The sequence below is a fragment of the Plantactinospora endophytica genome (assembly GCF_016862915.1).
Classification (GTDB): domain Bacteria; phylum Actinomycetota; class Actinomycetes; order Mycobacteriales; family Micromonosporaceae; genus Plantactinospora; species Plantactinospora endophytica.
The window spans coordinates 64,473-77,404 of the sequence record NZ_BONW01000004.1; the positions used below are offsets into that span (position 1 = coordinate 64,473).

Sequence of the window (12,932 nt, forward strand, 5' to 3'; positions counted from 1 at the left end):
AGCCGGTGTTGCATGAATGGTTCACCGATACGGCGAGCGCGGTGCCGGAGTTGCCTGCCCTGGTCGTGCACGACCGGTCGTTGAGCTACCGCCAGCTCGACGTACTCTCCCACGAACTCGCGAACCGGTTGCGGGGGATCGGCACCGGGCACCCGCCGCGCCGGGTGGGTCTGCTGGCCGCGCGCAGCGTGCCGGCGTACGCCGGTTACCTGGCGATCCTGCGTACCGGTGCTGCGGTGGTGCCGCTCAGTCCGGATTCCCCGATTGCCCGCAACCTGACCATCGCGCGGTCGGCGGCCGTGGACGCCCTGCTGCTCGACGGCTCCGGGTCCGGCGACCTCGTCCGCGAGCTGGACGTTCCGGCCCTGCGGGTCACCGATCCCGACGTGGCGGCCATCCTGTCGACCGTCGCACCTCGCCCCACCGCGTCGGCACCGGCTGCCGCGCCGGCTCTGGGCGCCGTGTCGGCTCTGGGCGCCGCGTCGGCTCGGGGTGCCGGGGTCGTGAGCGATGGGGCGGTCGGCGGGCCGGACGACATCGCGTACATCCTGTTCACGTCCGGGTCCACCGGGCGGCCCAAGGGCGTACCGGTCCGGCACCGGAACGTCGACCCGTTCGTCCGGTACAACCTGGCGCGGTACCGGCCCGGCCCCGGATGCCGGTTCTCCCAGACGTTCGACCTGGCGTTCGACCCGTCGGTGTTCGACATGTTCGTGTGCTGGGGTTCCGGTGCCACCCTCGTCGTGCCGAGCAGGGACGAGCTGTTCGAACCCGCCGACTTCGTCAACCGGCACGGCATCACACACTGGTACTCGGTTCCGTCGCTGATCTCGATGGCCCAGACCCTGGCCGCCCTTCCACCGGACTGCATGCCGGGCCTGCGGTGGAGCCTTTTCGCCGGTGAGCGCCTCACCCTGAGGCAGGCTGCGGCGTGGGCCGACGCGGCGCCGAACAGCGTGCTGGAGAACGTGTACGGCCCGACCGAACTGACCGTCACGGTGGCCGCCTGCCGGCTGCCCCGGGACCGCGACGCGTGGCCACGGACATCCAACGGCACCGTGCCGATCGGCACGATCTACCCACACCTGGAGGCGGAGGTGCGCGACGCCGAAGGGCGGCCCGGCGGCGAGGGCATGCTGTGCGTCCGGGGCTCGCAGCGCTTCGACGGCTATCTCGATCCCACCGAGAATGCCGGGCGGTTCGTCCGGTTCACCGACGGACGGGCCGGGCGGGTGTCCGACCCGGTGGCCGACGACGACTGGTACGACACGGGGGACCGGGTCCGGGTGGAGGGTGACCTGATGGTCCATCTCGGACGGGACGACGACCAGGTGAAGGTGCAGGGTCGCCGGGTCGAGCTGTCGGAGATCGAGGCGACTCTGCGGGAGCAGCCCGCCGTCCACGAGGCGGTCGTGCTGGCGACCGAGACCGCCGATGCGCAGGTCTTCCTGGCGGCGGTACACACCGGCGATCCGGTGTCGCCCGGAGTTCTCCGTCGCTACCTGCGGGACCGGCTCGCCCCGCACATGGTGCCCGCGCGGTTCGTCCACGTGGACTCGCTTCCCGTCAACGCCAACGGCAAGATCGACCGTGCCACGATCCGGTCCCGGTACCTGGCGGCGGAGCCGTACGGCGACGGACGGGGTGGCCGGATGGTGAGTCCGTGGTGACCGGGCTGCGGTGGCGGGTTCTCCGGGACGACGGACCGGACGTCGTCGTCGCGTTCGACTTCGCCAACGGCCGGAAGGAGGCCGGCTTCGCCGACCTGGCCGAGCTGCTGCCCGGAGGCCGGACGTTGCTGGAGTTCGAGTTCGGCGGCGGGGACGTACGCGACCGTCCCCTCGACCCGACCGCGCTGTGCCGAATGGTCCTGGACGACCTGCTTACCGACGGACGGCGCCTGACGGCCACGCTCGGCTACTGTGCCGGTGCCGGGCTGGCGTGCCTGCTGGCGACGCTCGCGAAGGACACCGCCGCCCACGACTGCCGGGTCGTTCTCTTCGATCCGCTGGTACTCGGTTCCGGGGCGGTGGTCCGGAACTACGAGACCGGCGTAGAGGGACTCCGTCCGGCGGTCGACGAGTCCGACTACCGAGCGGCGCTCGCCGTCGGGCGGCGCGTCGTGTCGTCGGCAGAGCGGGCGTACCGGTTGCCCGAAATGATCGACGAACTGACCTCCGGCTACGCGAGGTTGGTCAGGCGCAGCGGCGAGCGGGCCGGCCTGCCCGAGGAGTTCCGCGACCAGATGGTGGAGGTCGAAGCCGAGCTGGTGTCGCACTTCGCGTCCTTCCTGGCCTACCTGGCCACCGCCACCGCCGTGGATTTCGGCCGGTCGTGGCACACCGACCTGCCGAGCCCACCGGTGGTGTTCGCCTCCGAGGAGCACGACATGCCGGCCGAGTTCGCCCCGTTGCTCCGGCGGAGTTTCGACGTGCCACGGGCCTCGCTGCTGTCGGACAGCCGGGTCGCGGCCATGGTCGACGAACTGTTGGGGCAGCGACCCGGCCCCGAGGGCACCCCGCCGGAGTGAGGAAGCCCAGCACGTCGGCTCGGACCGCGAGGTGGTCCGTCCCGTCGTGTCCCGGGTCGGCGTGGCCACGGCGAACGTCGGTAGGTCGTGTCCCGGGTCGGCGTGGCTGCGGCGCACGTCGGCAGGTCGTGTCCCGAGTCGGCGTGGCCACGGCGAACGGCGGCAGGTTGCGTCCCGGGTCGGCGTGTTTGCGACGAACGTCGGCAGGTCCGATGGCCGGTGCGGCTTCGGTTCTCCGCGCCGCCCGTCGAACGACCCATCGGCCGTGGCCCGCCACGCTGCGGTACTCACCGCAGGGCAGCGGCTATCGCGCGGGCCAGGTCGACCACCCGTGGCCCCCAGCGGGAGGCCAGGTCGTCGTCGAGCGGGATGACCGAACCGGTCCGGACCGCAGTGATCTTCAGCCAGCCAGGTCGGGACCGGACGGTGGCGATGCTCTGCCCGCAGCACTCCGTGTCGGCCAGGAAGATCAGATCCGGATTCGCCTCGATGACGTCGTCGTCGGTCAACTGCGGGAAGCCGGTACCGGCACGGTCCAGCGGGTCGGCGATGTTGCGGAGCCCGAACAGGGCGTACACCGAACCGACGAAGGTCTTCGACGTCGACGTGTAGTAGTTGGTGTCGACCTCGTGGTAATAGTGCAGGCCCTTGCTGCCCGCCGGTGCCTCGGCACTGATGCTCCTGATCTCCGAATCGATCCGCCGGACCAGGGCTTTTGCCGACTCCTGCACGGACAGCTCCTCGCCCAGTCTGGTGACCTGGTCGTACAGCTCGTCGAGCGAGCCGGGGGCGGACTGGAGGAGGACCTTGATCCCGAGCTTTTCGAGGTTGGCGATGATCCGCCCGCCCCGGGCGTCCTGTACGTCGTTGGCCAACACGACCACGTCCGGATCGTGTTCCGCGATCAGGCTCGAATCAGGTTGGAAGCCGGACAGGTCCTCCTCGTCCGGCGCCTCCGGCGGATGGTCGGACTGGTTGTCGGCCGCCACCACCTGCTCGCCGAGGTCGATCGCGAACAGCGTCTCGGTCGCACTCGGGGACAGCGAGACGATCCGGATCGGGTCCGGCGCGCAGGCCACCACTCCGGCCAACGGGACCACGACGAGGCCGGCGAGCAGGGTTGGAAGATACCGACGGCGCGCTACCCGCATTGTGCGCTCCTTCTGGACGACGGCGGGGTCGTAGTTCAAGGAGTTACCTGGACGCCATCCGAGTGCGTCCAGGTGAAGCCCGACGGCAGAACCGTCCGACTGTCGATGATCGCTTCGCGGAGTTGGGCCAGGTTGACGTTCGTGACGCCGGTGAGCGTCGCGCCGCTGAGGTTGGCGCCCTTCAGCTTCGCGCTGGCCAGTTCCGCACCGGTCAGGTCGGCCCCGTTCAGGTACGCCTCCTGCAACTCGGCCCCGCCGAGTTGGGCATCCCGGAGTTCGACCTCGTTGAGGCGCGCACCCCTGAACTTGGTGCCGGTGAGGCTGGCCCCGTTCAGGATCGCGTGGTCCATGCTGGTGTTGTCCAGCCAGGCGCCCGCCAGCACGGCGCCGGTCAGGTCGGCGTCGACCAGGCTCGCCCGGGACAGTACGCCGACCATCCGGACCTCGCGGGCCGAGACGCCTTCCAGGTTGGCGCCGGTCAGGTTGGCCCGCGCGAGGTCCGCCGCGACCAGATCCGCCCCGGCGAACCGGGCCAACCTGAAATCGGCGTCCTCGGTGGTCGGGAGTTTGATCCCACCCAGCCGGGTTCGGGACAGGTCCACGATGTCGACCCGGTCCGGACGCACCGTCCGACGGGCCACCACGCGTACCGCGGCGTTGACGTCGACAGCCACGTCGACTGCGCTGGCGTCGCTGTCGACATCGATGTGGACAGCGCCGCGTCCGGTGGGCGGGACCGCAGAGGCCGAGCCGGCGGGCCGGGGCGGGGTGGGACGGGTCCCGGAGACCGGCGCGCGGAGTCTGACGAACGCGCAGAGCACCTCGATCACCGCCGCCTGGTCGCGCTCGGAGTCGCGGGCGATCCGTTCCAGGGCGAAGATCCCGCCGAGGCGTACCCCCTCCTGGTCGGACCCGAGCTGTTCGACGGCCGACGTGAACCGGTCGGTGAGCTGACCCTGCTCGGCGATCTCCGCCTGGTCCCGGCCGACCTCCACCGATTCCAGCGCGGCCCAGGTGGTCACGCCCGTGACGAGCACCGCGGCGGCGGTGGCGGTCGCGGCCACGACCTGCCCGATCGCGGCGTACTTCTCCCACCCGGCCCTGGCCCCGATCGCCACCGCCGCAGGCCGGGCCGGTACGTCGTCCGACTGTCGCCGACGTCCCCGCCCGCGACGGAGGCCGGTCCTGCCGAACATCGGTCTTCTGGCCAATCCGAACCCCGCTGGTGTCGTGCCGATCGGTCGTGACGGCGGCGGTCGGGCCGAGTGCCCCCGGTTACGCCCCGGTGGTGAACTGCTGAAGGTTGTGGATCACGGCAGCCAACCGCCCGGGTCCGTCGGTGTAGTCGAGCGCGGCGCCGATCGCCCCGTCGCTGAGGGGCTGGTGACCGATGACCTCGATCGAGGTGTCGGCGGTACCCATCCACAGCGCGCCCTCTTCGGTGCCGGCGAACCAGCAGGGACCGTCGGTGTACCTGCCCCACACCGTCTCGAAATTGAACGACTGCACCTCGGCCGGATTGATGATCAGATTGGCGCGGTCCACAAGCGTGAGTTGACCGGTCCGGATGTCGGCGGTGAAATACCAGAGGTTGTGGTCGTCGGCGCCCACCGAGCAGTTGCCGACGAGAATCTTGTTTCCGGATACGGAGACACAGTTGATCCCCCGCTGTGCGGAGGGGTTGAAGACGGTCTGGGAAACGATTGTCCTACCGGGTACGCGGACGATGGAAAGGTATCCGTCGTCCGAACCGGCGATCACGCTGGCGTACCGGCCCGAGGCGACGAGTGGTGCGACCTCGTAGACCGAGTGGAGGTTCCACGGGTTGACCGGATCCGGATTCTGCACGTTGAGTTGTCCGTGCGGACGCAGGGTGCGGCTCCACGGCCGCACCGACCAGAAGGACAGGTAGCCGTTGTCGTGGCCGACCACGAGCAGCGACAGGTCGCCGGAGAAGAAGGCGCCACTCGTCGCCGCACCGAGCGCCGGGTCGTAGCTCACGGTGCTGCGCAGCCGCAGGTCCGCCCAACGGTCGGAGGTCGTCCACCAGACGGCGAGGGAACTGGCGTCGTTGGAGGTGACCAGGGTCCGCCGGGGAAGCACGGTGATCATCCGTACGCCCTGGGCGGACGGGGTGTTCACCACGTCGGTGACGATCGGACCGACGAACGGGGCGGTCTCGAAGTCGTAGACGCTCATCGTGCCGTCCCACCGGCCGACCGCGAAATGCTCCTGGTCGAGCCATCTGACCACCTGGGCCAGGTTGTACGTGCTCGCGTGCTGGACGATCGGCAGTGCGGCGGTGGTCCGTGCCGACAAAGCCCGCCGGGAGCGCACGGCGGGCGGTAGCGGCGCCGGACCGGTCGCCGCCGACGGCCGATCCACGACGCGTACGGGAGCCGGGGCCACGGCCGCCTGCCGGGACCCGCCGTACGCCGCCTCCGGAAACGCGACGCCGGCGCCGACAGCGGTCACCCCGGTGAGGAACGCCCGTCGACCAATATCCATTCTCGCTCTCGGTGGAGTTTGCGCGTCCGTCGGCGTCTGCGCTTCCGTGGAAGTTTGCACTTCTGTCGGAATGGTGTCATCGGCGGTCATAAGCGGCCTCTCCAGGGGGCTTGGGTGACTGCACTGACGGAAGCGACGTTAGATGCGGTCGCCTGGCGGGGTCAACGGGCTGTCAGTTGTTCGTACGTACCGGAATGGTTTGATCAATTGTCGGGCCGCCAATGCCGCGCCCGGAGTGGACGGATTGCGGTCGTACGGCGCAATGTGTCACGCGGTACCAGTGGCAGGAACGCCGGCGCCAGATCTCGCGTCATCGGGAATCTTTTCCCGGCGCGATGTTGCCGGTGCTGGTCGACTCTCGGTCGCGGCGCCGCCGGGAGAGCGGCCTGACCTGTCCACTCTGGTCGGTGGTCGAAGGTCAGGGCTCAGAGATCGCGGCGGTGGCGGGCGGCCGTGGACGGTGCGTGGCCGACGAGGGGCCGTCGGCTCGGGAGGCGAGGGACCTGGCCGGGCTGTCGGACCACCCGCTTCCGGACCGGCTCGGCGGTCCGGCGGCTGTCCGCGCCCGACGGCGACTCCGGCCAACCATCGGCGATCCCGGCCAACCCGACACACTCGCCCCAACCAGATCAATGTTGATATCTACCTTGGTCGATGTAATACTGCTGGAAGCGCTCCCATCTCGATCTTCGGCGCCGAGCAACGGAGGATGTACTATGCGTTCACGCAGGACCGACCTATCCGGCGGGCGATCCCGGCCAGCCCTTCGCCAGCCCCTTCGGGTGCTTACCCTGCTGCTCACCATGGTGGTCGGCTTGCTGCCCTGGAGTGGAGTGGCCCAGGCCCACGGCACGATCATCAACCCGTCGTCCCGCGCGTACCAGTGCTGGAAGGACTGGGGCAACAACCACATGAACCCGGCCATGCAGCAGCAGGATCCCACCTGCTACCAGGCGTTCCAGGCCAACCCGGACACCATGTGGAACTGGATGAGCGCGCTGCGGGACGGCCTCGGCGGGCAGTTCCAGGCCCGTACCCCGGACGGCCAACTGTGCAGCAACGGCCTCTCCCGGAACAACAGCCTGAACAACCCCGGAAACTGGAAGGCGACCAACGTCAGCCGGAACTTCTCGGTCCAGCTCTACGACCAGGCCAGCCACGGCGCTGACTACTTCCGGGTCTACGTCAGCAAGAACGGGTTCAACCCCACCACCCAGCGCCTCGGCTGGGGCAACCTGGACCTCGTCACGACGACCGGTCGCTACGCGCCGGCCCAGAACATCACGTTCAACGTCTCGACCTCCGGCTACACCGGACGCCACATCGTCTTCGTCATCTGGCAGGCCTCGCACCTCGACCAGGCCTACATGTGGTGCAGCGACGTGAACTTCGTCTGATCCGCAGGATCGAGACCGCACGGCACTTCCCCGGCCCAGGACGCCAACGTCCTGGGCCGGGCGCCGCTGCACCCACGGGCGGCGGATCGGGCACCGGCCCCCCATCTTCACGGTGAATCCGTAGTAGGCCATTCAGGCGCCGCCAAAACATGCAGATCAGCCAGGTGGCTATTGTGTCGGTGACATATGCGTACCGACCTCCTTCTCCATTGGACGCTTAACGACCGTGACCGTTCGGAAGGCCGGTGTTACGATCACTTTCGCGGCTTGCGCTGCACCTGACGTCGGTGAAGTCGTCGACGAGGGTTAACGGAAAAGTGATGGCCGACGATTCCGAAAATCCGGGCTCTGGAACGGGTCCGACGCTCCAGCGGTTGCGGCGTTGCTCGTGAGGAGTCGCGTCGCGTGTCGATGTGGACTTGGAGGGCAACCGTCGTGGCTCGGTACCTGTTTCTGCCATTTCCGATGCATGGACACGTCAATCCGCTGATTCCGCTCGTCACCAAGTTGATCGCCCGTGGTGAGAAGGTGTTCGTGGCGATCAGCCAGCCGTACGCGGAGGCGTTCCGGGAGGCGGGCTGCGACGTCACGGAGCTGGACATCGTCGTGCCGACCACCTTTCCGGAGAATCCGACGGACGAACAGCGGAAGCACATGCGACAACTGGGCGTCGCGATGATCCGCCAGCGCCCCCGGATCGTCGAGGAGCTGCACCGCAACTGGGAGTCCTGGCGGCCGGACGTGGTCGTGGCGGACCTCTCGGCCCGGTGGGGCGCGAAGGCGGCCCGCAAGACCGGTGCCCGCCTCGCCTCGTTCTGCCCGTCCTACGCGCTCAGCGAGCAGATGGTGCTGGAGAGTTCACGGCGTCGGCACGGTCCGCTCGTCACCACTGTGCTGCACCGGCTCGGGTTGCTGCGCAAGCTGCATCCCGCGCTCCAGGACCGGGCCGAGCTGGCGCTGGTGAACACGCCGGCGGCGGTGCAGCCGGCCCGCGAGACGTTCGACGACCGCTTCCGGTTCGTCGGGCCGCTGCTCCGGGACACCAGCGGGTACGGCAGCAAGGACGACCTTCCGTGGGACCGCATCGACAAGGGCCCGACGCTGTTCGTCTCTCCCGGCACCCTCTGGGGTGGCAGCCCCCGCTTCTTCCGTGGCATCGCCGACGCCTTCGCGGGATCGAAGTGGACCGTGGTGATGGCCACCGCCCACGTCGACCCGGCGGAGCTGGGTGAGTTGCCGGAGAACGTGATCGCGAGCCGGTACATCCCGCAGACCCTGGTGCTGCCGCGCAGCGATGTCTTCGTGACCCGGACCGGTATGAACTCCGCGATGGAGGCTGTGGTCAGGGGCATCCCGCTTATCTCGGTACCCCGGGCCTTCGACCAGAAGGCGATCGCGGCCAGGCTGGCGGAGCTGGGTGTCGGCATCACCATCCAGAGCACTGCCGACGGGGCGGAGTTCCGCGAGGCCGCCGATCGCCTCCTCGGCGACGAGTCGGTACGCGCCGCACTGGCCCGGCTCAACGAGTCGATCGGGCGGTCCGACCCGGCGGCGGACGCGGCGGACGCGCTCCAGGAGTTGGCCGCCACGTCGTCGCGGCCGTCCCGGGCCCGCGCCGGCAGCCCCGGCTGAGAACCCACGACGGCAGCCCTGGCTGAGAGCCCACGGCCCGACCGGGCAGACGCGCGGCCGATCCCCGCACCGCCACCGGACGACCATGCCCCGCGCCGGGTGACCGGTGTCCGGAAATCCGCCGGACAGCGCTCACCCGACCGACGATGACGCCATCGACATCCGCTGAGCGGGCACTCCCGCCGGTCGAAGGGAAGTCATGGTGAGAAGAAGAGGGATGGCCGTCGCCTTCGTCGCCGCCGTTGCCGGCGCGGTGCTCGGCGTACCGGTGAGCAGCCCGGCCGGGGCCACTGCGGCGTCGTCGCCGGCCGACGCCAGGGTCGGCGCCGTCGGGGTCGGGGTCAGCGGGGTCTTCGCGCCGGACGGGCGTACGCCGGTCACCGACACCACCAGCTTCCCGGCCAGCGCCACCGTGCTGCTCACCTTCAGCGGCGGACAGTGCACCGGCTTCATGATCAGTGAGCGGACCCTGGCGACCGCCGGGCACTGCGTGCACACCGGTGCGGGCGGCCAGTGGCGGTCCAACCTGGTCGCCTATCCGGGCTACGACGGGGGCAGGGCGCCGTACGGGTCGTGCCGGGCGCGGGCCGCCTTCGCCGCCAGCGGGTGGACCCGAAGCTCCGATCCCGGCCAGGACTACGGCGCCGTCCAGCTCGACTGTGCGATCGGCACCGCCACCGGCTGGTACGGCCTCGGCTGGACCACCGGGCCCGTGACCGGCGCCTGCACGGTCAGCCAGGGATATCCGGCCGACCGGAACGCGACCCAGTGGCGTAGCCAGGACGCCATCCACGCCGAATCGGCCAGCGTCCTCTACCACCGGCACGACACCAGCTCCGGCCAGGACGGCAGCCCGATCTTCACGGTCGACCCGGACGACTGGTGCCCGACCCGGCCGAAGCCGTTCCCCTGGCCGGACCCGGACCCGGACCCGTGGCGGGTGTTCGGCATCCACGTCTCCGGTCCGTCCGGCGGTGGACCCGGCGCGGTCAACAACATCGGCACCCGGATCACCGAACTCGCGTACCGGAACCTGATGTCCTGGCGGTGACGCGCGGCTCGTGGGGGCGAGCGGCGCCGGGTGCGTTCCGGGCGCGGGCCAGTCCGGAACGCACCCGCTGCCCGCGCGCGTCCCCCGACCGACGCCTCCGAATCGGACCTAAACCTGCTCCTGCTTCTCGATGTGGCCCTGGACCTCGGCCTGCTCCTGGTCCGGGGCGTGGAGTCGGGTCCGGACCTGGTCGGCGTCCGGGTGACCGAGCCGTTCGAGGATGTCGAGGGCGTGCTTCCAGGTGGTCCGGGCCGCCTCGACGGTGCCCGTGCTGTGCTGGGTGTCGCCGAGGTGGGTCAGGGTGGTGGCCTCGTGGTAGCGCTCGCTCGCCTCCCGCCACAGCGCCAGCGCGTGTTCGTAGCAGTCGACGGCCTGCTCGTGGTTGCCGAGGTGGTGGTGCGCGGTACCGAGGCTGTCCCAGGTGTGCGCCTGCCAGTACCGGTTGCCGGCCCGCTGCTGTTCGGCGAGGGCCTGCTCGCAGTACCCGAGTGCCCGTTGGTGGTCGCCGAGCTGGATGTGGTACCAGCCGATGTTGTTCAGCGCGTTGGCCCGGCCGGCCGTGTGGCCGACGGCGTCGAACAGGTCGAAGGCCCGGCGCGCGTGGTGCAGGGCCTGCCCGTACCGCCCCTGCCGTTCGGCCAGGATGCCGAGGTTGAGCTGGGTACGCGCGCCGCCGACCCGGTCGTCGAGCGCCGCGTAGAGGTCGCGGGACTGACTCAGGTGGTGGTGGGCCTCGTCGAACTCGCCCAGCCGCAGGCATGCCACCGCCCGGTTGCGGTGGGCGCGGGCCTGTCCGTTCCGGTCGCCCACCCGGGAGGCCGCGAGCAGTGCCAGGCGTTGCGCGGCGGCCTGGTCCTGCCAGGCGCCCAGCCGGTCCAGGTAGGTGTTCATGGTCCAGGCGAGCTGCCAGGCGTGCACGTCGAAGCCGGTGGCGGCGGCGTGCGCGACCACGGCGAGCAGTACCCGGTGCTCGGTGGTGAGCCAGGTCCACGCCTCGGTGCCGTCGGCCAGGTCCGGCAGCACGGTGCCGGGCGGTGCCGGCGGCAGCGTGATGTCGTCCCGGTGCCGGTGCACCAGCAGGTCCGCGGCGTGCGCGGTACGCAGGTAGTGGTCGAAGAGCCGGTGCAGCGCGTCGCGCCGGGTCGGGTCGGAGTCGTCCGTGGCCACCTGCTCGGCCGCGTAGACCCGGAGCAGGTCGTGCAGGGCGTACCGGCCGGGAAGGTGCTCGGTGACCAGGTGCGCCCGGGCCAGCGTCGCCAGCGACCGCCTGACCTCGGGTACGGCCAGACCGGCCAGGCTGGCCGCCGCCGCGACCGACAGGTCCGGTCCGGGGTGCAGGCCGAGCAGCCGGAACAGGCTGGCGCCGGCCGGGTCCAGGCTGCGGTAGGACCAGGAGAAGACCGCCCGGATGTCGGTGGCGGTCTCGGCCCCGGCGAGCCCGTCCAGGCTGGCCCGGGTGTCGCCCAGCTCGTCGGCGAGCCGGGCCAGCCGGAAGTCCGGATGGGTGGCCGCGCGCGCGGCGACGATGGCCAGCGCCAACGGCAGCCCGGCCGCGGCGGCGACGATCCGGTCCGTGGCCTCCGGCTCCCGGGCGACCCGGTCCGGGCCGAGCCGGCGGCGGAGCAGCGCGCGTGCCTCCGGAACCGGCAACGGGTCCAGGACCAGCGGGTACGCCCCCACCTCCGTGACCAGTGCCGGCATCTGGTTACGGCTGGTCACCACCACCAGACAGCCCGGCGACCCGGGCAGCAGCGGGCGTACCTGGTCGGCGTCGTGGGCGTTGTCCAGCAGCACCAGTACCCGTTTGCCGGCGAGCAGGCTGCGGTAGAGCCCGGCCCGCGCGGCCAGCCCCACCGGGATGCGTTCGGCCGGTACGGCAAGGGACTCCAGGAAGTCGCGCAACGCCTCGCCCGGATCGGTCGGTGGTCCGGTGGGGTCGAACCCGCGCAGGTTGACGTAGAGCTGGCCGTCGGGAAACCGGTCGGCCACCTGGTGCGCCCAACACACCGCGAGGGCGGTCTTGCCGATCCCGGCCGTACCGCCGATCGCCGAGATCAGCACCGCGCCCGGCGTGTCGGCCGCCTCGGCCAGCAACTCGGTGAGGGCGGCGACCTCCGTAGCCCGGCCGGCGAAGTGGCGTACCGCGGCCGGCAACTGCCGGGGTACCACCGGCTCGACGGCCGGCGCCGTGCCCGGGCCCGGATTCGGGCCCGGATCCGTCGGTGCGGCGGGCGGCGCCGGATCCCCCGGCCCCGTCCCCGGCGGCTGGTCGACGGGGGCGACGCGGGCGGCGTGCCGACCGATCTCGGTGTACGCCGCGACGCTGAGCCGCTCGGCCGCCTGGCTGGCGTCGGCGGCGCGCAGCAGTCGCCAGTGCGCGGCATCCCACCGTCCCAGGTCGGTCAGTTCCGCCGGCGGTCGGGCACCGACCTGCTCGGCGTAGGCCAGGCAGGCGTCGACGTAGGCGAGGACGAACTCCCAGTCCGGCAGCGACTTGGCGTTCAGCTTGTCGCTGAGGGTGGACCGGGCGAGCGGCTTTCCCCGTCGGGCCGCGACCGCGACCAGGTTGTTCAGCGACGGTGCACCGGCGAGCTGCCGTAGCCGTCTGAGGTCCGCGACGAACCGGAGCAGCGCCTCCCGACCGGTCTCCCGCATCCCGCACC

The 12,932-nt window shown here is 70.8% G+C and carries 9 protein-coding genes; 5 read left to right on the forward strand and 4 right to left on the reverse strand.

The annotated features are described in order from the left end of the window. Positions 1-5: 5 nt before the first annotated feature. Positions 6-1,670 carry an AMP-binding protein gene (locus Pen02_RS06030; protein WP_203864931.1) on the forward strand — a complete coding sequence of 555 codons (1,665 nt, stop codon included), beginning with the start codon at positions 6-8 and terminating at the stop codon, positions 1,668-1,670. Then, a complete protein-coding gene (locus Pen02_RS06035) occupies positions 1,667-2,530 on the forward strand; it encodes a hypothetical protein (protein ID WP_203864932.1) in 864 nt (287 codons plus the stop codon). The genes Pen02_RS06030 and Pen02_RS06035 overlap by 4 nt, the downstream gene beginning before the upstream one ends. A 287-nt stretch (positions 2,531-2,817) precedes the next feature. On the opposite strand, the gene Pen02_RS06040 is transcribed toward Pen02_RS06035, so the two are convergent. The 3 genes from Pen02_RS06040 to Pen02_RS06050 all read right to left on the reverse strand — a co-directional run bounded on the left by Pen02_RS06040 (position 2,818) and on the right by Pen02_RS06050 (position 6,189). Then, complete coding sequence (locus Pen02_RS06040) at positions 2,818-3,681, reverse strand: ABC transporter substrate-binding protein (RefSeq protein WP_203864933.1); 864 nt, start codon at positions 3,679-3,681, stop codon at positions 2,818-2,820. 35 nt (positions 3,682-3,716) lie between these two features. Beyond that, a complete protein-coding gene (locus Pen02_RS06045; protein ID WP_203864934.1) occupies positions 3,717-4,877 on the reverse strand; it encodes a pentapeptide repeat-containing protein in 1,161 nt (386 codons plus the stop codon). A gap of 79 nt (positions 4,878-4,956) precedes the next feature. Further along, complete coding sequence (locus Pen02_RS06050) at positions 4,957-6,189, reverse strand: WD40 repeat domain-containing protein (protein ID WP_203864935.1); 1,233 nt, start codon at positions 6,187-6,189, stop codon at positions 4,957-4,959. A 782-nt stretch (positions 6,190-6,971) separates the two neighbouring features. Between Pen02_RS06050 and Pen02_RS06055 the strand changes: the two genes are divergently transcribed. From Pen02_RS06055 to Pen02_RS06065, 3 genes are all read left to right on the forward strand, one after another. After that, positions 6,972-7,586: a lytic polysaccharide monooxygenase auxiliary activity family 9 protein gene (locus tag Pen02_RS06055; protein ID WP_239140128.1), complete on the forward strand. Its 615-nt coding sequence runs from the start codon at positions 6,972-6,974 to the stop codon at positions 7,584-7,586. A 465-nt stretch (positions 7,587-8,051) separates the two neighbouring features. Continuing rightward, on the forward strand, positions 8,052-9,218 hold the full coding sequence (locus Pen02_RS06060) for a nucleotide disphospho-sugar-binding domain-containing protein (RefSeq protein ID WP_203864937.1): 1,167 nt from the start codon (positions 8,052-8,054) through the stop codon (positions 9,216-9,218). A gap of 199 nt (positions 9,219-9,417) precedes the next feature. Continuing rightward, complete coding sequence (locus Pen02_RS06065) at positions 9,418-10,269, forward strand: trypsin-like serine peptidase (protein WP_203864938.1); 852 nt, start codon at positions 9,418-9,420, stop codon at positions 10,267-10,269. A gap of 108 nt (positions 10,270-10,377) precedes the next feature. Here Pen02_RS06065 and Pen02_RS06070 read toward each other — a convergent pair whose 3' ends face one another. Beyond that, positions 10,378-12,924 carry a tetratricopeptide repeat protein gene (locus Pen02_RS06070; protein WP_239140129.1) on the reverse strand — a complete coding sequence of 849 codons (2,547 nt, stop codon included), beginning with the start codon at positions 12,922-12,924 and terminating at the stop codon, positions 10,378-10,380. Between the last annotated feature and the right edge of the window lie 8 nt (positions 12,925-12,932).